This is a genomic window from Arthrobacter sp. Soil764, assembly GCF_001428075.1.
Lineage (GTDB): Bacteria > Actinomycetota > Actinomycetes > Actinomycetales > Micrococcaceae > Arthrobacter.
Genome location: NZ_LMSI01000007.1, coordinates 21,714 through 40,891 on the forward strand (window position 1 = coordinate 21,714; position 19,178 = coordinate 40,891).

Annotated in this window: 16 protein-coding genes and 1 pseudogene; all 17 read right to left on the reverse strand. The window is 66.3% G+C overall.

Features of this window, described 5'->3' with window-relative positions; genetic code table 11:
- Nucleotides 1-31 precede the first annotated feature (31 nt).
- Nucleotides 32-718: a DivIVA domain-containing protein gene (locus ASG86_RS06265; RefSeq protein ID WP_056331667.1), complete on the reverse strand. Its 687-nt coding sequence runs from the start codon at nucleotides 716-718 to the stop codon at nucleotides 32-34.
- Nucleotides 719-892: 174 nt separating this feature from the next.
- Nucleotides 893-1,180 carry a YggT family protein gene (locus ASG86_RS06270; RefSeq protein ID WP_056331668.1) on the reverse strand — a complete coding sequence of 96 codons (288 nt, stop codon included), beginning with the start codon at nucleotides 1,178-1,180 and terminating at the stop codon, nucleotides 893-895.
- Nucleotides 1,181-1,315: 135 nt separating this feature from the next.
- Complete coding sequence (locus ASG86_RS06275; protein ID WP_056331670.1) at nucleotides 1,316-1,846, reverse strand: cell division protein SepF; 531 nt, start codon at nucleotides 1,844-1,846, stop codon at nucleotides 1,316-1,318.
- 90 nt (nucleotides 1,847-1,936) lie between these two features.
- Nucleotides 1,937-2,689: a YggS family pyridoxal phosphate-dependent enzyme gene (locus ASG86_RS06280; protein WP_056331673.1), complete on the reverse strand. Its 753-nt coding sequence runs from the start codon at nucleotides 2,687-2,689 to the stop codon at nucleotides 1,937-1,939.
- Nucleotides 2,682-3,371, reverse strand: a complete 690-nt coding sequence (locus ASG86_RS06285; protein ID WP_056331675.1) for a polyphenol oxidase family protein — start codon at nucleotides 3,369-3,371, stop codon at nucleotides 2,682-2,684. Before ASG86_RS06285 ends, ASG86_RS06280 begins: the two co-directional genes overlap by 8 nt.
- An 8-nt stretch (nucleotides 3,372-3,379) precedes the next feature.
- Complete coding sequence (gene ftsZ, locus ASG86_RS06290) at nucleotides 3,380-4,633, reverse strand: cell division protein FtsZ (RefSeq protein WP_056331677.1); 1,254 nt, start codon at nucleotides 4,631-4,633, stop codon at nucleotides 3,380-3,382.
- A 184-nt stretch (nucleotides 4,634-4,817) separates the two neighbouring features.
- Nucleotides 4,818-5,738 (reverse strand): cell division protein FtsQ/DivIB, encoded by a 921-nt coding sequence (locus tag ASG86_RS06295; protein ID WP_056331679.1) that lies wholly within the window; start codon nucleotides 5,736-5,738, stop codon nucleotides 4,818-4,820.
- Nucleotides 5,731-7,107, reverse strand: coding sequence for a UDP-N-acetylmuramate--L-alanine ligase (gene murC / locus ASG86_RS06300; protein WP_056331681.1), 1,377 nt, complete (start codon nucleotides 7,105-7,107; stop codon nucleotides 5,731-5,733). The genes ASG86_RS06295 and murC overlap by 8 nt, the downstream gene beginning before the upstream one ends.
- The gene (murG, locus tag ASG86_RS06305; protein ID WP_056331682.1) at nucleotides 7,104-8,204 is read right to left on the reverse strand and encodes an undecaprenyldiphospho-muramoylpentapeptide beta-N-acetylglucosaminyltransferase; all 1,101 of its coding nucleotides are present in this window, start codon (nucleotides 8,202-8,204) and stop codon (nucleotides 7,104-7,106) included. Before murG ends, murC begins: the two co-directional genes overlap by 4 nt.
- A gap of 6 nt (nucleotides 8,205-8,210) precedes the next feature.
- The gene (gene ftsW, locus ASG86_RS06310; RefSeq protein ID WP_056331684.1) at nucleotides 8,211-9,560 is read right to left on the reverse strand and encodes a putative lipid II flippase FtsW; all 1,350 of its coding nucleotides are present in this window, start codon (nucleotides 9,558-9,560) and stop codon (nucleotides 8,211-8,213) included.
- A gap of 2 nt (nucleotides 9,561-9,562) precedes the next feature.
- Nucleotides 9,563-11,140 carry a UDP-N-acetylmuramoyl-L-alanine--D-glutamate ligase gene (murD, locus tag ASG86_RS06315; RefSeq protein WP_056331686.1) on the reverse strand — a complete coding sequence of 526 codons (1,578 nt, stop codon included), beginning with the start codon at nucleotides 11,138-11,140 and terminating at the stop codon, nucleotides 9,563-9,565.
- The gene (gene mraY, locus ASG86_RS06320; RefSeq protein WP_056331687.1) at nucleotides 11,122-12,231 is read right to left on the reverse strand and encodes a phospho-N-acetylmuramoyl-pentapeptide-transferase; all 1,110 of its coding nucleotides are present in this window, start codon (nucleotides 12,229-12,231) and stop codon (nucleotides 11,122-11,124) included. Before mraY ends, murD begins: the two co-directional genes overlap by 19 nt.
- The gene (locus ASG86_RS06325; RefSeq protein WP_056331689.1) at nucleotides 12,228-13,691 is read right to left on the reverse strand and encodes a UDP-N-acetylmuramoyl-tripeptide--D-alanyl-D-alanine ligase; all 1,464 of its coding nucleotides are present in this window, start codon (nucleotides 13,689-13,691) and stop codon (nucleotides 12,228-12,230) included. Before ASG86_RS06325 ends, mraY begins: the two co-directional genes overlap by 4 nt.
- A gap of 6 nt (nucleotides 13,692-13,697) precedes the next feature.
- Nucleotides 13,698-15,329 (reverse strand): UDP-N-acetylmuramoyl-L-alanyl-D-glutamate--2,6-diaminopimelate ligase, encoded by a 1,632-nt coding sequence (locus ASG86_RS06330; protein WP_056331691.1) that lies wholly within the window; start codon nucleotides 15,327-15,329, stop codon nucleotides 13,698-13,700.
- A gap of 96 nt (nucleotides 15,330-15,425) precedes the next feature.
- Nucleotides 15,426-17,231 carry a peptidoglycan D,D-transpeptidase FtsI family protein gene (locus tag ASG86_RS06335; RefSeq protein ID WP_056331693.1) on the reverse strand — a complete coding sequence of 602 codons (1,806 nt, stop codon included), beginning with the start codon at nucleotides 17,229-17,231 and terminating at the stop codon, nucleotides 15,426-15,428.
- A gap of 48 nt (nucleotides 17,232-17,279) precedes the next feature.
- Entirely contained in the window at nucleotides 17,280-18,026 is a 747-nt protein-coding gene (locus tag ASG86_RS06340; protein ID WP_056331695.1) for a hypothetical protein, read from the reverse strand.
- Nucleotides 18,023-19,154: pseudogene (gene rsmH / locus ASG86_RS06345) on the reverse strand (16S rRNA (cytosine(1402)-N(4))-methyltransferase RsmH). The gene ASG86_RS06340 and the pseudogene rsmH overlap by 4 nt, the downstream one beginning before the upstream one ends.
- Nucleotides 19,155-19,178: the final 24 nt, after the last annotated feature.

The window sequence follows — 19,178 nt, forward strand, 5'->3', positions numbered from 1 at the left end:
CCACCGGCTTTCAGAATACGTGCTGCCAGGCTTAGTTGGCTTCGCTGACTTCCGGGGTAGCCACGGAGCCACGGGCATCCAGGTCGCGGAGCTGGCCTTCGATGTAGGCCTTCAGGCGTGAACGGTAGTCGCGTTCGAAGCCGCGGAGCTGTTCCACCTTGCGTTCCAGGACGGAGCGCTGCTGCTCCAGGGCACCGAGGATCTTGCGGGACTTCTCCTGGGCGTCGTTGACGAGGCTGCTGGCTTCGATCTGCGCTTCGGCGATGATCTTGTCCTTCTGCGCCTGGCCGTCGGCGACGTGGCGGTCGTGCATCTGCTGGGCCATGGCCAGCAGGCCGGCGGCGGATTCAGCGGAAGGAGTGGCGACAGCTGCGGGCGCGGCCGGTGCGGCGGCAGCCGGGGCAGCCGGCTGGACGTCCTTCTTCTTGTTGGCCTCGGCAGCCTTGGCCTCGGCCTCAGCCTTCTCGCGGGCCTCGTCCTTGTCGGCCTTGACCGGCGCGGGGACCTTCTCCACCACGGGAGCGGCAGCTGAGCTTGCCGGAACGCTCGAACCTGCTTCAGCGAGCTTCTTGCGGAGCTCGTCGTTTTCCTGGTTCAGGCGGCGGAGTTCAACGACGATTTCGTCCAGGAAGTCATCAACCTCGTCCTGGTCATAGCCCTCGCGGAACTTGGTGGGCTGAAAGCGCTTGTTGACAACGTCTTCTGGCGTCAAAGCCATCTGGTCACCTCACTGGTCTGGTTAGTCAGTAGGCCTTCCGGCCGTCAAAACTACGGTACCTAAATTTGGTCTGCTTACTCTAATTCAACACTGCGGTGTCAAACGCGAGGTTTCTTCGCTTTACACTAGCCGTTCCGCGGGGGAACACACTGCATTGCCGGTCCGGTGCGTGGATCAGGCAAGTCCCCTGGTGACATTCATCGCGATGCTGACGCCGATGAACAGGATCAGGAAACCCAGGTCCAGGGAAATGCCGCCAAGCCGGAGCGGCGGAATCATGCGCCGCAGGCCCTTGAGGGGCGGATCGGTGATGGAGTACACGGCGTGCGCCACAACCAGGGCCGCGCCCCGTGGCCGCCATTCCCTTGCGAACATCTGTACCCAGTCGAACACCAGGCGGATGATGAGGGCGACGAAGAACAGCAGCAGGGCGAGATAGAGAAGTCCGAAAACAATTCCCATGACTTATTTCATATCTCCATATTCGTGCGGCGCTGCCATAGCGGAGGCCGCTGTTGTCCTGCTGTTGTCTTGTCTATTTCAGCACAGATGCCAGACAGGTGTCCCTGCCTGGCATCCGGATGCGGCTTTTGGTGCTCAGCTTTGGTTGAAGAAACTGGCCTGCGTGTCGCTGGCCTTTTTGTCGTCACCGATCACTTCGACGTAGGACGGGGAGAGCAGGAACACCTTGTTGGTCACCCGCTCGATGCTTCCCCGGAGGCCGAACACAAGGCCGGCGGAGAAATCCACCAGCCGCTTGGCATCGGATTCGCCCATGTCCGTGACGTTCATGATCACCGGAATGCCATCCCGGAAACTCTCACCGATGAGCTTGGCATCGTTGTAGGAACGCGGGTGGATGGTGGTGATCTGGCGAAGTCCGGTGTTCTCTTCGCGGCTCGACGCCGCGCGTTTAATGGGGGTCACAGGGGCGCGGTATTCCTCTTCAGGGGCGTAGGACGCCTCGCGGCTGACTTCGCGGACCGGCGCCGGAGCGCGGCGTTCCTCGCGGTCAACTTCCATCGGTTCGTCCTCATCCTTACGTGTGGTCTGTTGCTCGGACTCGTAATGCTCATCGCCGTCGGCGAGCCCAAGATAGATCATTGTCTTGCGCAGAGCGCCGGCCATGGTCGACTCCTAATCGTGTCCCGTAAGCGGGCCGCCCAATGATTTGACAGCACTGGAGTCCCCCGCCCATCACTTCCAATAGGACCGACGCTACCCCACCGCGGGACGGGAACCGAGAATATCCGAACCGATTCGCAGGTGTGTCGCTCCGAACTTGATGGCGGCCTCAAGGTCCTGGCTCATGCCTGCCGAGATGCCTGTCGCCGCGGGGTAGGCCGCCGCCAGCCGGGCGGAAATCCCGGCGAGCTGTTCGAACGCCGGCTCCGGTGGCGCACCCAGGGGCGCCACTGCCATCACGCCGGCCAGGTTCAGGCCCTCCGCCGCGGCAATCCGCTCTGCCAGGAGCGGCACATCGGCGGGGTCTGCACCGCCGCGGTGCGTGCCGCCGTCGCCCTCAAGGCTGACCTGGATAAAGCAGTCCAGCGCCGCCCTCCCGCTGGCCTCCATCTCATGGGCAACCGCCTTGGCCAGTGCGTCCACGAGCTGCGGCCGGTCCACGGAATGGACCGCGGAGGCGTAGCGCGCCACGGATTTGGCCTTCTTAGTCTGCAGCTGGCCTACGAAATGCCAGGTCAAGGTCAGATCTGCCAGCTCGAGGGCCTTGGCAGCGGCCTCCTGGTCCCGGTTCTCGCCAACATCCGTAACTCCAAGGGCGGCCAGGCGACGGATATCGTCCGCCGGGTGGAACTTGGTGACCACGATCAGGGTCGGAAGCCGGTCCCCGCGCCCCGCGTCCCCGGCGGCCGCTGCGATCCGCTTCCGCACGGCGGCAAGCCGTTCGGAAAGTTCCGCGCTGCGGGGATCATCTGCCCCGCCCTGCCCTGTGCTTGCCGGCTCAGTCATGGCACCAGATCAGTCCGGCGAAACGGCCGGTATTCCGGTCGCGGCGGTACGAGTAGAGGGTGTCCGTCTCGAGGGTGCAGCCACCGGCGTATTCCACGCCCACGCCGGCCGTCTCCAGCTGGCTCCGCGCACCGGCGGGAAGGTCCAGTGCGGGTGTTCCCCATGAGGTGGTGCTGCGGGTGGCAGGGACCAAAGCGGCCACCTCATCCTGCAGTGCCGAAGGAACTTCATAGCAGGACCCGCAGATCGATGGGCCCATCCAGGCCCGGATCCGTGAGGCTCCAAGGGACAACATGTTCTCCACGGCGGCCGGGATGATACCGTTCGCGATGCCGGGACGGCCTGCATGCACTGCGGCAAACACTGGCCCGCCTGGTGTCTCCCCCGCGAGCAACACCGGAATGCAGTCCGCCACCATGACGGCCAGGGGAAGTCCGCGGGACACCATGGCGTCGGCCTCAGGTGAAGGCACATCCGCACCCACTACTGCCACGGTCGTCCCGTGGACCTGGTTCATGAAGCGGAGCGATTGCGGACGCACGCCCATATACTCCTCCAGCCGGGCACGGCGCTGCCGGACCTCGCCTGGATCATCCCCTACATGCAGGGCAAGATTTCCCGCATCCACATCAGTGAACGCGGCCGACACCCCGGGCAGGATGTCGGCGCGCCAATGGAACAAACCGCTGCCTACTTCAGGAAGTCGGGGACATCCAGGTCATCCGGGTGGGTGCCGGTCAGGTCCGGCTCCACGACGGAGGGAAGGTCGACGTCGAAGCCTGAGTCGGCGGGGACGGCCGACGGGCGCTGCTGTCCCCAGTTGCTGAGGCCCGCGGCACCGACGCCGGCATGGATCGGCTGGACGTTCTGCTGGTGGTTGCCGTTGCCCTGGTGGTTTCCGTTCTGCGGGTGGGCAGAGGCGGGGGCGGCAGCGGGGGCAGCGGGCCGCTGCGGGGCGGCCTGCGGCTGGGACTGGTCCATGGAGGGCGAGGTGGCCTTGACGTCGTCGAACCCGGCCGCGATGACCGTGACACGCGCTTCATCACCCAGGGCATCGTCGATGACGGCACCGAAGATGATGTTCGCCTCGGGGTGGGCCACTTCCTGGACCAGCCGCGCCGCCTCGTTGATCTCGAACAGGCCCAGGTCCGAGCCGCCCTGGATGGACAGCAGCACGCCGTGGGCGCCGTCGATGGATGCTTCCAGCAACGGCGATGCGATGGCCAGTTCGGCCGCCTTGACGGCGCGGTCTTCACCCCGGGCGGAACCGATGCCCATCAGGGCCGAGCCGGCGCCCTGCATGACGGACTTGACGTCCGCGAAGTCAAGGTTGATCAGGCCGGGCGTGGTGATGAGGTCGGTGATGCCCTGGACACCGGACAGCAGGACCTGGTCCGCGGAGCGGAAGGCGTCAAGAACGGACACGTTGCGGTCGCTGATGGACAGCAAACGGTCGTTGGGGATGACGATCAGGGTGTCCACCTCGTCACGCAGGGCGTCAATGCCGGCCTCTGCGGAACCGGCACGCCGGCGGCCCTCGAACGTGAACGGACGGGTGACCACGCCGATGGTCAGGGCGCCGAGCGAGCGGGCAATGCGGGCGACGACGGGCGCGCCGCCGGTGCCGGTGCCGCCGCCTTCGCCGGCGGTGACGAAGACCATGTCGGCGCCGCGCAGGACTTCCTCGATCTCGTCGGCATGGTCCTCGGCGGCCTGCTTGCCCACCTCCGGGTTGGCGCCGGCGCCCAGGCCCCGGGTCAGCTCCCGTCCGACGTCGAGCTTCACGTCGGCGTCACTCATGAGCAGGGCCTGGGCGTCGGTGTTGATGGCGATGAACTCAACACCCCTGAGGCCGACCTCGATCATGCGGTTGACTGCGTTCACGCCACCGCCGCCGATGCCGACGACTTTGATGACGGCCAAGTAATTCTGCGGAGCTGCCACGTTACGTGTCCCTTGTTCGTGTCTTATTGCGAAAACTGATGGAGAGCTTGAAGGCTGAAACCTTAACCTTCGAGTTGAAGGTTATAGTTATGTCAAGTAACTCTTGTCTGTGACGGTATTTCCTCTGGTTCCGACATTCAATAACCGGGTCCGCGTGTCGGATTAATACCGGAAAAGAAAGCGCTCAGCGCGTCACCGGGTGCCGTGGAACGCTGACATCGTAGACCCTGACCGGGTTCTTGGGATCGGCCGGAGCCTTGAGGAGCGCGGCCAGGACCTTGGCCTTGAGTTCCTTCTCGGAGGCGTTGCCCCACACGATGGTTTGGCCGTCCACCAGCTTGAGTTCCACGGCGTCCACGGACTGCGCGGACGCGTTGGACAGCTTTGCCAGCACGTCGGCCGGCAGCGCCCCGAGGACTGCGGCGGTGGCACGGAAGAGATCCTGTCCGATCGCGCCGGCACCGCCGTCGATGACCGGCAGCGAGGCCGACGCCGGATCATCAGTGGTTGCCAGCTGGATGCCGTCGACGTCCACCAGCTGGTACTGCTCCCCCTGCTTGACCAGCGCCACCGGCACACGCTCATGCACCGCGACGGCGAGGGTGGACGGCGGCCGGGCCTCCACGGAAACGGACTTGACCTGGATCAGGGAGCCCAGGAGCCCGCGGACGTCGTCGTCGCTGATCTGCGGCAATGGCTTGCCCCGCAGGGGCTCCAACGCAGCCTGAACCTGGGCCGGCGTGACAAGCCGCGTGCCTGTCACCGAAATGGTCCGCATGGCAAGCATTGGGGAGTAGACGGCGGCCGCCAGCAGCCCGGCCACCAGGACCAGCACAGTTCCCACGGCGAGCAGGACTTTCTTCCTGCGGCGCCGGCCCTTGGGTTCCGGGAACGCCAGGACCGTTGCCCCGGCGGCCTTGGGCTCCTTCAGCTGCTGCGGGGACGCCTGGTCAGGGATGCTGCGGGATGCCGTGATCACGTCATTGCCTGCGCCCCCGGGCATGCCGGACGATTGTGCCGCTGCGTCCGTGCCGTTCCCGGACGGGGCGTCAGGGCGCTTGGTCCGCTTGGCCGGGGCATAGGTGGGGCGGCGGGAGCTAGGCACGCAGTGCCTCCACGATTTTGGGACCGTAGGCTGTGACGTCACCGGCGCCCACCGTGAGGACAACGTCCCCGTCCGCGGCTGCTTCGGCCAGGGTGCCGACTGCGTCGTCGGCGGAGACGAGCCGTCCGCCTTCCTTCAGGTGGTCGGCGATGAGCTGGCTCGTGACGCCCGGGATCGGGTCCTCCCTGGCGGGGTAGATGTCCAGGACCAGGGCGGTATCGGCCAGGTTGAGGGCATCCGCGAACTGCGCAGCGAATTCGCGGGTACGGGAAAACAGGTGCGGCTGGAACAGGACATGGACCTTGTGGCCGCCTGCCACCGACCGGGCAGCGGTGAGGGCGGCGCGGACTTCCGTGGGGTGGTGGGCGTAGTCGTCGAACACGCGCACCCCCCTTGCCCCGCCTTTCAGTTCAAAGCGGCGGGAGGCGCCGGAGAAATGGGCCAGCCCGGCGGCAGCGGCAGCCGCGTCCACACCGAGCTCGAGGGCCACGGCAAAGGCGGCCGCCGCGTTGAGGGCGTTGTGCCGTCCGGGCACCTGCAGCGACAAAGGGAACCGGGCGCCATCTGCCGATATGGCAACCTGTCCCCTGCCGTCGTCGTCAAGCCTGATGTCCGCCGCGTCACTGGTGCCGTACAGGACCACCCGCGTGTTGCCCCGCGCCCTGGTCCGTTCCGCCAAAGCCAGCGCGCCGGCGTCGTCACCGCAGGCCACCAGGAGGCCGTCCGCGGGCAGCAGTGCAGTGAAGCGGTCGAAGGACTCGTAGACGGCTTCAGCGGTGCCGTAGTAGTCGAGGTGGTCAGGCTCCACATTGGTGACGACGGCGATGCGGGGCCGGTAATTCAGGAAGGACCCGTCGGATTCGTCAGCCTCCGCAACGAAGACGCCGGACGTCCCATGCGCGGCGTTCACGCCCAGCGCGGGAATGTTGGCGCCGACGGCAAAGGACGGATCCAGGCCCGCCGCGCGGAGCAGCACGGTAACCATCGATGTGGTGGTGGATTTGCCGTGCGTTCCGGCAACCGTCACCACCGTGTCCCCGCCCATGGTGGCTGCCAGGGCCTGGGACCGGTGCAGCACAGGCAGCCCAGCCGCGCGTGCCGCCGCCAGTTCGGGGTTGTCCTCCCGGATGGCTGAGCCTGCAACCACAGTCTGCGCGTCCGCCAGGTTGCCCGCGGAGTAGCCGACGGCAATGCGTGCCCCCGCCGCGGCAAGGTCCGTCATAACGGGCAGGTCCTTGGCGTCGGATCCGCTGACCGGGACTCCGCGGGCCACCATGATGCGGGCCACGGCGGACATGCCTACTCCCCCGATGCCGACGAAGTGCACCTTTCCAAGGGATTCCAGGCTGGGAGTGTTGTCGGGGCTCATGCAGATACCGCTTCCAGGACAAGACCAGCCATGCGCTGGTCGGCATTTCGGATTCCGAGCCGGTAGGACTTGGCTTCCATGGCGGCAAGCCGTGCCTTGTCGGTGATCAGGGGAATCAATTCGCGGTCAACCCATTCCGCCGTGAAGTCGCGGTCAGCCACCAGCAGCGCTCCGCCTGCGGCCACCAGGCCGGCTGCGTTCAGTGCCTGTTCCCCGTTGCCGATGGGCAGTGGCACCAGGACCGCCGGGACGCCGACGGCGGCCACCTCGCACACCGTGGCCGCGCCCGACCGTGCCAGAAGCAGGTCCGCAGCGGCATAGGAAAGCTCCATGCCGTCGATGTACTCCACCTGCCGGTAGCCCTTTGCCGCGAGGGGCTGGCCGGCCTGGTCCAGGACTGTCTTGCCGCGGCCGGTGATGTGGAGGGTCTGGATACCGGCATCGGCAAGGCGGCCGGCAGCGGCGGCGATGGTCCGGTTGATGCTCTGGGCGCCGGAGGAACCGCCGGTGACGATCAGGGTTGGCTGGTGGGGATCGAGCCCAAGGGCCTCCCGCGCGGCGCTGCGTGCGGTCTTCCGGTCCAGGCCGGAAATTTCCTTCCTCATGGGCATTCCCACATGAACGGCATTGCGCAGCGGGGTGCCCTCGAAGGCCACGGCAACCCGGCCGTTGAGGAAGGCCCCCACCCGGTTGGCCAGCCCGGGACGGGCGTTGGCTTCATGGATGACCATGGGGATGCCGCGCTTCCGTGCCGCCAGGTACATGGGCGTGCAAACGTATCCGCCCACTCCCACCAGCACATCGGCCCGGGCCTGGTCCAGGATGGCACCGGCCTGGCGGACCGCCCCGGCCAGCCTGGCAGGCAGGCGCAGCAGGTCCGCAGACGGCTTGCGCGGCAGGGGCACCCGGTCAATCGTGGCCAACTGGACGCCGGCGGCGGGAACCAGCCGGGTTTCCATCCCCGAGGGCGTTCCAACCGCCAGGATGGATGCGTCGGGGGCTTCGCTCCTCAGGGCAGCGGCGATGGCGAGCATTGGGCTGATATGGCCCGCTGTTCCGCCGCCGGCCAGGACGATGGAGGGTTGTGTCGGAGTCATCTGGAGTTAGGCACGCTTTCTGGATGTCTTTGGTTTGTTCTTGTCCCGCCCCGGCCGGGCCTTGAACTTCAGCATCCGCTTGGGCCGAATAGCCGGGGCCATCTGCTCCCGCGCCAACGAGAGGACCACCCCCACGGCGCACAGTGACATCAGCAGGGCCGAACCGCCGTAGGAAATGAACGGCAGCGGCACGCCGATGACCGGCATCAAACCCGTGACAACGGACATGTTCACGGTGGCCTGGCCCAGGAGCCAGACCATGATGCTGCCGGCCAGGACCCTGTGGAACATGTCCTCCTGCGCCACCACCACGCGGTAGATGGCAGCGCCCAGGATGGCGAACAGGATCAGGACGACGACGGTTCCCACCAAGCCGAGTTCCTCGCCAATGATGGCGAAGATAAAGTCGTTGTGGGCTTCGGGGATCCAGCTGTACTTTTGCCGGCTCTGCCCCAGGCCCACGCCCAGCCAGCCGCCGGAGGCAAGGCCGTACATTCCGTTGGTGGCCTGGTAGTTGGCGTCGATGCCGTCTGCGCAGGACTGGCCGGTCCACCACGAGGTGATGCGGCACATGCGGTTGGAGCTGGTGACGGCCATGACGGCGGTGCCGGCAGCGGCGATGATGCCGGCGATGCCGAAGAGGTAGAGCGGAACACCCGCGAAGAACAGCGCCGCTGCGACGATCATCATAATGATCATGGCCGTTCCGAGGTCGTTGCCCACCAGGATCAGCACGATGACGATGGCCGCCATGGGCACTGCGGGGACCAGCACGTGCTGCCACCGGCTGAGCAGTTTGCCCTTCCGGGCGAGCACCGTGGCCAGCCACAGGGCGAGGGCCAGCTTGGCGGCCTCGGAAGGCTGGAAGGTGATGCCGCCGAGGTCGATCCAGTTCTTGTTGCCGTTGACTTCGTCGCCAACCACCTGCACCAGGCCCAGGAGCAGCACGGCGGCGCCGACGGCGGGCCATGCGAGCCGCTTCAGCCACACCACATTGATCCGCGAGAGCACGAACATGGTGAAGATCCCGATTGCGGCGAAGACACCCTGCTTCAAGGCATCACCATAGGGGGACTTTCCGGCAGCGATGGATTCAACGCTGGAGGCAGAGAGGACCATCATGATCCCGATGGCCGTCAATGCGAGTGTGGCACCGAGGATGAGGTAGTACGTGGAGCCGTTCCGGGACGTGCCTGTTCCCTCCAGCGCGGACCAGAACCGGCGGTAGATGGTCCGCAGCTTTAGGCCCGCCGAAGCAGGCTGCCGGGTGGCCGTGGAGCCGGGGCGGGGCTTGCCACCCTGGCTTTTGACACCCTGGGGCTTGCCACCCTTGGGCCGGGTGGGCGTGCTGACCATTGTTACTCCTCGCCGGTCTGGGCCTGCCCTTCCACCAGCTCGCGGACAGCGTCGATGAAAGTACCGCCACGGTGAGCGTAGGAAGAGAACTGATCCATGGAAGCAGCTGCGGGAGCCATCAGCACGGTGTCGCCGGGTTCAGCAAGCTGTGCTGCTGACGCAACGGCCCGGGACATCACCTGTTCTCCGTTGCCGGGTGAACCGGCAGGAGTGCCACCGGGCGCCGAAGCAGTCTGCACTCCTTCAGTGTCGCCTGCCCCCGGTTCGATCACCGGGACATCGGGCGCGTGTCGCCGGAGGGCCTCCCGGAGCGGTGAGGTGTCTGTTCCGATCAGTACCACGGCCTTGAGCCGCGCCGCGTGGTCCCTCACCAGGTCGTCGTAGCTGACGCCCTTCGAGAGGCCGCCGGCAATCCAGACCACGTTGGTGAAGGCCGACAGGGAAGCAGACGCCGCATGCGGGTTGGTGGCCTTGGAGTCGTTGACCCAGAGGACCCCATCCATGCGGGCCACGGGCTGGATGCGGTGGTCGCCCGGGACGTAGTCCAGGATGCCTTGGCGGACCGCCTTGGCATCCACGCCGTAGGCGCGCACCAGGCCGGCGGCGGCGAGGGCGTTGGCCACCATGTGCCGTGGGGCCAGCGGACCAAGGTCGGCCATCGAGGCAAGTTCGGCGGCGCTGTTCCGGCGCTCCTCGATGAACGCCCGGTCCACCAGGAGGCCTTCCACGACTCCGAGCATGCTGACCGCGGGGGTGACTGTGGTGAAGCCGACAGCGCGGCAGCCTTCCACCACATCCGCGTTCTCCACCATGCGCTCGGTTTCCACCTGCTCCGCGTTGTAGATGCAGGCTTTCCGGGTCCGCTCGTAGACCTTGGCCTTGTCCGCAAGGTACGAGTCGTAGGAACCGTGCCAGTCCACGTGGTCTTCGGCCACGTTGAGGCAGACACTGGCTACCGGGGACACGGATTCCGCCCAGTGCAACTGGAAGCTGGAGAGCTCAACGGCGAAGACGTCGTACTCTACCGGGTCGCGCAGGGCATCCAGGATGGGGGTGCCGACGTTTCCGACCGCGATTGCCTTGAGCCCGGCGGCACGCAGCATCGATTCGGTGAGTCCAACGGTTGTCGTTTTGCCGTTCGTGCCGGTGATTGCCAGCCAGTCGGCCGTTTTCCGTCCCTCCCGGGTCCGCACGCGCCATGCCAGTTCGACGTCGCCCCAGACGGAGATGTGTGCCCGGGCCGCTGCAGCCAGGAGGGCCTGGTCCGGCCGCCATCCGGGCGATGTCACGATCAGTTCCGGAAGTTCGCCGTCGACGCGCGGTATGTGGGTGACCGCGTCCGGTCCCAGCAGCACATCGGCGGCGCCCACGATCTTGAGGGTATCGGCATGCGCACGCGCTGTTTCGCTGGTGGCGGCGTCCACCACCACCACGCGTGCACCGAGTTCAATCAGGGTGTCTGCGGCGGCGAAGCCGGACACGCCGATACCGGTCACGACCACGCGCAGGCCGGCCCAGTCGGAGTCCCAGGAGACAAGGTTTGCCAGGCGGGGGGAAACGGTCACAGCAGTACAACCCATTCAGCGTAGAAAATGCCCAGGCCCGCGGCGACGAAGAGTCCGCCCAGGATCCAGAACCGGACAACGACGGTCACTTCGGCCCACCCCTTCAGCTCGAAGTGGTGCTGCAGCGGCGCCATCTTGAAGACGCGCTTTCCGCCAGTGGCCTTGAAGTAGCCCACCTGGATGATGACGGACAGGGTAATCAGCACGAAGAGGCCGCCCACGATGCCCAGCAGAAGCTCGGTCCGGGAGAGGATGGCGAAACCAGCCACCGCACCGCCAATGGCCAATGATCCGGTGTCGCCCATGAAGATCTTGGCCGGCGAGGTGTTCCACCAGAGGAAACCCACCAGGGCAGCACTAAGGATTGCCGCGAGCAGAGCGAGGTCCAGGGGGTCGCGGACCAGGTAGCAGCCGCTGCCGGCTTCCCTGGGCGAGCCGCAGGCCTGGTTGTTCTGCCATATGCCCATGAGCGTATATGCGCCGAATACCATGATGGATGCACCGGCGGCCAAGCCGTCAAGGCCGTCCGTAAGGTTCACGCCGTTGGTGGCGGCGGTGACGATCAGGTTGGACCAAATGACGAACAGGATTGCGCCGAGGACGGTGCCGCCAAAGGCGAGGTCGAGCCACGGCAGGTCGCGGACCAGGGAGATCTTGGTTGACGCCGGGGTCAGGCCTGCGCTGTTGGGAAAGTTCAACGCCAGGACGGCGAAGATGATGCCCACGGCCGCCTGGAGGATGAGCTTCGCCTTGGCATTGAGGCCCAGGCTTCGCTGGCGCGAGATTTTGATGAAGTCGTCCAGGAAGCCCACCAGGCCCATGCCCACCATGAGGAACAGCAGGATAAGTGCTGAGGCTGAAGGCCCGGGGGAACCAGGGTTCATCATCAGCATGATGAGGTGCGTGAGTCCGTAGCTCAGCAGGACGGCGGCCACAACGACAGTTCCGCCCATGGTGGGTGTTCCACGCTTGGTGTGGTGCGACGTGGGGCCGTCGTCACGGATGAATTGGCCATAGCCGCGGTGCACCAGCAGGCGGATGAAGAGGGGCGTGCCCACCAGGGCAAACAGCAGGGCCAGGCCTGCGCCGATCAGCAGAGCAATCACAGCAGAGTGCTCCTTTCGTCGGCAGGGGTCGGGGTTGGGGGTAATGCTATCCGATCGCCCAAATGACGCAGCCCCACACTGTTGGAGGACTTGAACAGCACCAGGTCGCCGGGTTGGAGTTCTGCGTCGAGGATTTCGTGGGCCTCATCCACAGTTTCGGCAAAGAGGCATTCGTCGCCCCAAGACCCTTCCTGTACCGCGGAGACGTAAAGGGCACGCGCTTCCCGGCCCACCACCAGCAGCCGGGAGATGTTGAGGCGCACCACCTGGGTACCCACGGCGGTGTGCTCCCGGATGGAGTCGTCCCCCAGTTCCAGCATGGCTCCCAGGACGGCCCAGGTGCGGCGGCCCCGGCCGAGGTCTGCCAGCGTTCGGAGCGCGGCGCGCATCGATTCGGGGTTGGCATTGTAGGCATCATTGATGATGGTCACGCCGTCAGGCCGCTCGGTGCGTTCCATCCGCCAGCGGCTTGCGGCTGCCTGGCTGCTGAGCGAGGCAGCAATGTGCTCTCCCGGAACTCCGGCAGCCCATGCGGCTGCCGCGGCCGCCAGCAGGTTTCCCGTGTGGTGGGCCCCGATCAGCCGGCTGCTTACGTGGAGGGGTGCATCGCCGTTGGGCAGCTGCAGGTCGAATTCGGGGCTGCCCGCGGCATTGGTGTCCGCATTGAGCGCCCGGATCTGCGCGTCCTGGCGTCCGTCGGCGGAAAAGCCGAGGACGTTGGCCGAGGTACGGCTGCGCATGGCGGCGACGCGTTCGTCGTCGAGATTGATGACGGCGGTGCCGGCGCCGGAAAGGCCTTCAACCATCTCGCCCTTGGCCAGCGCAATGTTCTCCACCCCTCCGAACTCGCCGGCATGTGCAGTGCCCACTGCCAGGACCACCCCGATGTCCGGCTTGACCATCTCCGCAAGGTAGCGGATGTGGCCGATACCCGTGGCCCCCATCTCGATGACCAGGTAGCGGGTGTCGGCGTCAGCCCGGAAGACGGTCAGCGGAACGCCCACCTCACCGTTGTAGGAGCCCTGGGGCGCGACGGTGTTGCCTTGCGTGGCCATGATCCCGGCCAACAGGTCCTTGGTGGTGGTCTTGCCGGCCGAACCGGTGATGCCCACGACGGTCAGCTGCTCCCCCGCTGCTGCACGGGCGGCACGGATGCGGCGGACTGCTTCGGCAGCCAGGGCACCCATTGCCAGGACGGCGTCGGCGACCACGATGGACGGGTAGGCGGTGCCCCCCGGAGCTTCGACCGTGCGCTCGACGAGGGCCAGGACAGCTCCGGAGGCAAAGGCGGCGTCGATGAAGTCGTGGCCGTCGGCGTGCTCGCCCGGCTTTGCGACGTAAAGCGAGCCGGGCGTGGCTTCGCGTGAATCCGTCACCACCGAGAGGGGCGTAATTCCGGGATTGGCGTCCAGGCGCCCGCTGGTGATTTCGGCGATTTCCGCCGCAGTAAATGCAATCATCTCGGTCTAGGACTCTATCCGGTCGTCATGGAGAACGTTGAATCCCCTGGCTGTCAAGGCGCTGCGCAGTTCCACCCTGTCGTCCAGCGCGAGGTTCACGCCTTTCACTTCCTGCCAGATCTCATGGCCGCGGCCGGCCACCAGGATAGTGTCCTGCGGCCGTACCAGGCCTGCGGCGTGCCGGATGGCCTCGTCCCGGGGAAAGACCTCCAGCAGGTCGGTGTCCAGGGACTCCTTTTCCACCGCTTCCCGCGCACCGGCCAGCACGTCGGCCCGAATCGCTGCTGCGTCCTCGTCGTGCGGGTCGTCGTCGGTGATGATCACGGTGTCGGCAAGCCGGGCGGCGATGGCTCCCATGGCCGGGCGCTTGCCCTGGTCGCGCTGTCCCGTGGCGCCGAAGACAACGATCAGGCGGGAGTCCTGTTCCGATGAGCGGACTGCTTCCAGGGCCCGTGCCAGGGCGTCGGTGTTGTGGGCGAAATCGACGACGGCGGCCGGCCGCTCGGCGACCAGCTGCATGCGCCCCGGCACTGCCGTGCTGAACGGATCGGCACGGTCCAGGGCGGCCTGCAGGTCGGCGGCGTCAACTCCGGACGTGAGGACCATGAGCGCCGCGAGGGCGGCGTTGGCAACGTTGAAGCTGCCGGGCAGCCCGGTGTGGACGTTCAGGACGGCACCGGAGGGCCCCGTAAGGGTGAAGTCGGTGCCGAGCCCGCGTGGCGAGGCAGCGCTGACTGTCCAGTCCGCCGTGGTCCGGCCGGTAGTGCTGAGCGTGGTGATGGGCACCTCGCTGTTGCCGGCAAGGCGTTGGCCCCACTCGTCGTCGACCGTCACCACGGCCCTGCGGGCGCGCTCCGGTGTGAAGAGCTCTGCTTTAGTGGCGAAGTACCCGTCCATCGTGTGGTGCAGGTCCAGGTGGTCCTGGGTGAGGTTGGTGAACCCTGCGACGTCGAAGACCAGGCCGTCCACCCGCTGGTACGAGATCGCATGGGAGGACACCTCCATGGCCGCGGCGTCCAGCCCGCGCTGGTGCATGAGTGCGAGGAGTCCGTGGACCTCCGGCGATTCCGGCGTGGTGAGGAGGCTGGGGATGGGCTCCCCGCCGGCCAGGATCTCGATGGTGCCGATTAGGCCGGACTGCCGCCCCAGCGCGCGCAGCAGCGAGGTAATGAAGTAGGTGGTGGTGGTTTTCCCGTTGGTCCCGGTGACGCCGAAAAGCTGCAGCGGACGGCCGTCGGCGGACTGGCTCCGGTAAATCATGGCGGAGAGGGGTCCCACCTCGTTGCGTGGCTTGTCGACGACGAGCACGGGCACGGGCGTGTCCGCGGACAGGGCGAGCAGCCGCGCGCCGGCGTCGTCCGTGAGGACTGCTGCAGCCCCGGCACCGATGGCGTCCGTGGCGAAGTCGGCGCCGTGCCTGCTGGCCCCCGGCAGGGCCACGTACAGGTCGCCGGGCTCGACCGTGCGTGAGTTGATGGAGATGCCAGTGATGTCCACGTCGGCGGCTGGAGCGGGTACGGATACGCCCACGGCCTGCCCGACGGCGGCCAGCGGGACCGCCGCCACGGCTGCGGGCCGGAAGCGGCCCGGATTTTCGTCCCGCGCAGTATCGCTGCCGGGCGTGGTGAACTCTGACAAAGGGATCTCCGATGGTGCTAGTGCGTGCCCGGCATGGTTCGCGCCGGGCACTGTGAGGCGCTGGATGCTGCTGGTACTTCCGGCGGGGCGCAGCGGCTACTTGGCGTACTGCGGCATTCTGGCCGGCTGGCCGGTCGAAGGCTGGACGTTGTAGGTCCGCAGCGCCTGGCTCATGACGGACCGGAAAACCGGCCCGTTGGTAATGCCGTAGATGCTGCCCTTCGGCCGCTGGAGGACCACCTCCACAATAAACCGCGGATCATCCATCGGCGCCATTCCCACAATGGAGGCCGTGTACCCGCAGTAGCCGGACTTGCCGTCGTCGCAGGGTGATTCGGATGTCCCGGTCTTGGCTCCCACGCGGTACCCGTCGATCCCTGCGTCCTTGATCTCGCCTTCGGTGACGGCGCTTTCCAGGATGTCCTGGACCTGCTGGGCCGTGCCTTCGGAGACAATTTGGCGCGACGGCTGGGCGGGAACTTTCTCCTCGGTACCGTCAGGGGAAATGTACGAATCGATCAGCCGCGGCTGGAGCATGACGCCGTTGTTGGCGATGCTCTGGTAGGCACGGACCGTCTGGAGCGTGGACTGGGAAACGCCCTGCCCGAACAGGACGGTGTACTGCTGGCGTCCGTCCCACTGGTCCGGGGGCGTGAGGATGCCCGCTGCCGTGGCGGGCAGCCCGACGTCCGGAGCCTCGCCGATCCCGAACTTCTTCAGCCAGTCGTACCGCTGCTCCTTGCTGAGCCGCTGCCCCGCCATGACCGTTCCGGTATTCATGGAATAGCCGATGATGCCCGCCAGCGTCCGTTCCTCCGTGCCGTGGGCAAACGCGTCACTGAAGGTCTGGCCGTCCACGGTGTAGGTGGGCGGAATGGTGAAGTGGTCCAGGGGGCTGGCAAGTCCTTCATCGATCACGGCCGCCGCCGTCATCATCTTCTCCACCGAACCGGGCTCATAAGCCGCGGTTACGGACCGGACGCCACGGTCCTTGGCTGCCACCAGGCCGGGGTTGTTTGGGTCCGGGGAGTTGGTGTCGGCCAGGGCAAGCAGGTTCCCGGTCTTGGCGTCCATCACGATGATGACGCCCCATTCGGCACTGAGTTTGTCCGCCTGGCTCTGGACTGCCTGCTGCGCAAAATACTGAAGATCGGAGTTGAGCGTGAGCTTGACGTCCTTGCCGTTCTGCGGCGGGGTCAGCTCGTCCAGGCCCACCGGGATGCGGAGCCCGTCCGCGCCGATCTCGAACAGGCGCTTGCCGTCCTTGCCCTTGAGTTGGTCGTCCTGCGTCTGCTCGATCCCGGCCAGGCCCGTGGTGCCGTCCTGCAGAAAGCCGACAACTCCGCCTGCCACGGCACCGTTCGGGTAGACGCGTTTGCTCACACCCTCGGCGACAATGCCGGGAACCTGAAGCTTGGAAATGCGGTCCTCGACGTCGGGCTTTACGTCCTTGGCCACAATGTAATAGGGCTGTTCCCCTGTCACCGCGTCACGGACGGCATTGGTGTCCATGCCAAGCGCGGCGGCAAGTTCGGAGATTGCCTGGTCGCGGCTGACATCCACCAGCTTGTCGTGGCCGTCGGCCTGGGGCTCGAGCCTCTTGTAGGCCTCAGTTTTCGTGTTGACACGCTGGTCAACCACGATGTTGTAGCGGATCACGCTGTTGGCCAGGACGGTGCCGCGGGAGTCCAGGATACTGCCCCGCTCAGCCGGAAGGATCGCCGAGGTCATCCGGCTGTTCAGTGCCGCCTCGGCCATGCCGCCGACGTCGAGCCCCTGGACCAGGAAGAGCTTCCCGCCCACCACCAGCAGGAGCGTGAGCATGACGCCCAGCCCCAGGCGCAAGCGCTTGGTGGCGTTCGGTGCCTTGCTTTTTCCTGCCTTGCCGGTCGTCTCCGCCACCGTGATATTCCTTGCTGCTCGACGCTGCTGCCTGTCCTGCCTGCTGGCCTACTGTCCGGGGACCTTCTGCTGGGGTGCCGGGACGGAGCCGCCGTGAAGCTCGGGGGCCGGAGCGGCTGCGGCGGCCTGGGCGGCAGCCGCCTGGGCAGCATCCGCGGAGGGAGCGGCGGCAGGAGCCTTGCCGGCATCCGGCGTCGTGGCCTTATCCGCCGCCGCGTCCTTGGACTGTCCATCCTTGGACTTTGGATCCTTGGACTTGGCATCCTTGGAGTTCGCATCCTTTGAATCTGCGCTCTGGGACGCGGGCGGCACAATCAGCTGGCCTGCCACTGCCGGCGACGGAATGACGGCTCCTGATGCTGCGCCCTTGACCGCCGGGGTCGCTTTCCCGGTCACTGACAGCGTGGACAGGTCAATTTGGCCCTTGACGGTGGATGCCACCATTCCCAGTTCGGTGGCCTTGGCTGCCAGGTTCTGCGGGGCCTCGAAGCTCTGCACCTGCTGGGTGAGATCCTGGTTCGACTTGGTCAGTGTGCTCTGCTTGGCACGCAGCTCCACCAACTGGTACTGCGCCGTGGACACCGAGATATTCAGGACCAGCACCGCCATCAACGCTACTGCGAGCATGGCGAAGCACAGGACCACGAACGGCGCCCGGCGCTTTCGCGGCGCCGTGCGGACCACGGAAAGCGGGGTGCGGCCCTTCCGGCCCCCGGCCTGTTCAGCCGCACGCCTGGTGTCGGCCGCCGAACTGCCGGAGACAACGGGAAAGTTCTTGACGGCGGCGGTGCTCATGCAGCTCTCCTGGCTCTGATACGTTCTGCCGCGCGAAGCCTGGCGGAGGCAGCGCGCGGATTTTCGGCGATTTCGACGGCGGTGGGCACCTCGGTGCCCTTGGTCAAGGTCTTGAGTTCGGGTTTGTGCTCTTCCAGCTCAACGGGGAAGCCAAGCGGAGCAGAAGACTTGGAGCGGGCCTGGAAAACGCCTTTGACAATCTTGTCTTCCAGCGAGTGGTAGGACATGACCACGATGCGGCCGCCGAGGGCCAGGGAAGCGACTGCAGCGGGAACGGCACGTTCCAGGACGTCGAGTTCCTCGTTGACCTCGATCCTCAGGGCCTGGAAAGTCCGCTTGGCAGGATGTCCACCGGACTTCGCCGCGGAGGCGGGAACCACGAAACGGATCTGCTCCACCAGTTCGCCCGTGGTGGTGAATGGTTTGACGGCACGTGCCGCGACGATCCTGTTGGCGATCCGGCCAGCGAACTTTTCCTCGCCCCATTTGCGGATGATCCGGACCAGGTCCTCTTCACTGTAAGTGTTGACCACGTCCGCTGCAGTCTGGCCCCGGCTGGTATCCATGCGCATGTCCAGAGGCGCATCAAAAGAGTAGGCGAAACCGCGCCCACGCTCATCCAGCTGCAGGGACGAAACACCCAGGTCCATCAGGATTCCGTGGACTTCAGGTACACCGAGGTCTTCCAGGACGTCCTGGATTTCGTCGTACACGGCGTGGACCAGGTCAGTCCGCGCGGCGAACGGAGCGAGCCGCTCTCCCGCCAGGGCCAGTGCTTCCTCATCACGGTCAATGCCGATGAGGTGGAGGTCGGGGAAGCGCTGGAGCATTGCCTCGGAGTGACCGCCCATGCCCAGGGTTGCATCAATGGCAATGGGGGTCTCACCGCGCAGTCTTGCTGCTTCGAATCCCGGTGCCAACAAATTGATGCACCGGTCGCGAAGGACCGGCACATGGCGTTCGGACGTGGGCTTGGGTTGATCGGTCATGCCTGGTCCTTTCCCGCCATCGTTGTCACCTGCTGTTCCTTGGACCAGATCCCCATCCGCGCCTACCGTTCCGCCCGCCTGGCTCCGGGGAAGGTGAGCCAGGTTGGCAGCCGATGGGCCGGCTGGAGATCTCATCCAAGAAACCCCCTGCTGCCCCGCTCCG

Excerpts from the sequence above, each read along its gene's own strand:
- ftsW (WP_056331684.1), bottom strand. The coding sequence starts at position 9,560 with ATGGTCAGCACGCCCACCCGGCCCAAGGGTGGCAAGCCCCAGGGTGTC.
- murD (WP_056331686.1), bottom strand. The coding sequence starts at position 11,140 with ATGGGTTGTACTGCTGTGACCGTTTCCCCCCGCCTGGCAAACCTTGTC.
- murC (WP_056331681.1), bottom strand. The coding sequence starts at position 7,107 with ATGAGCCCCGACAACACTCCCAGCCTGGAATCCCTTGGAAAGGTGCAC.
- ASG86_RS06280 (WP_056331673.1), bottom strand. The coding sequence starts at position 2,689 with ATGACTGAGCCGGCAAGCACAGGGCAGGGCGGGGCAGATGATCCCCGC.
- ASG86_RS06275 (WP_056331670.1), bottom strand. The coding sequence starts at position 1,846 with ATGGCCGGCGCTCTGCGCAAGACAATGATCTATCTTGGGCTCGCCGAC.
- ASG86_RS06340 (WP_056331695.1), bottom strand. The coding sequence starts at position 18,026 with ATGAGCACCGCCGCCGTCAAGAACTTTCCCGTTGTCTCCGGCAGTTCG.
- ASG86_RS06325 (WP_056331689.1), bottom strand. The coding sequence starts at position 13,691 with ATGATTGCATTTACTGCGGCGGAAATCGCCGAAATCACCAGCGGGCGC.
- ASG86_RS06265 (WP_056331667.1), bottom strand. The coding sequence starts at position 718 with ATGGCTTTGACGCCAGAAGACGTTGTCAACAAGCGCTTTCAGCCCACC.
- ASG86_RS06270 (WP_056331668.1), bottom strand. The coding sequence starts at position 1,180 with ATGGGAATTGTTTTCGGACTTCTCTATCTCGCCCTGCTGCTGTTCTTC.
- murG (WP_056331682.1), bottom strand. The coding sequence starts at position 8,204 with ATGACTCCGACACAACCCTCCATCGTCCTGGCCGGCGGCGGAACAGCG.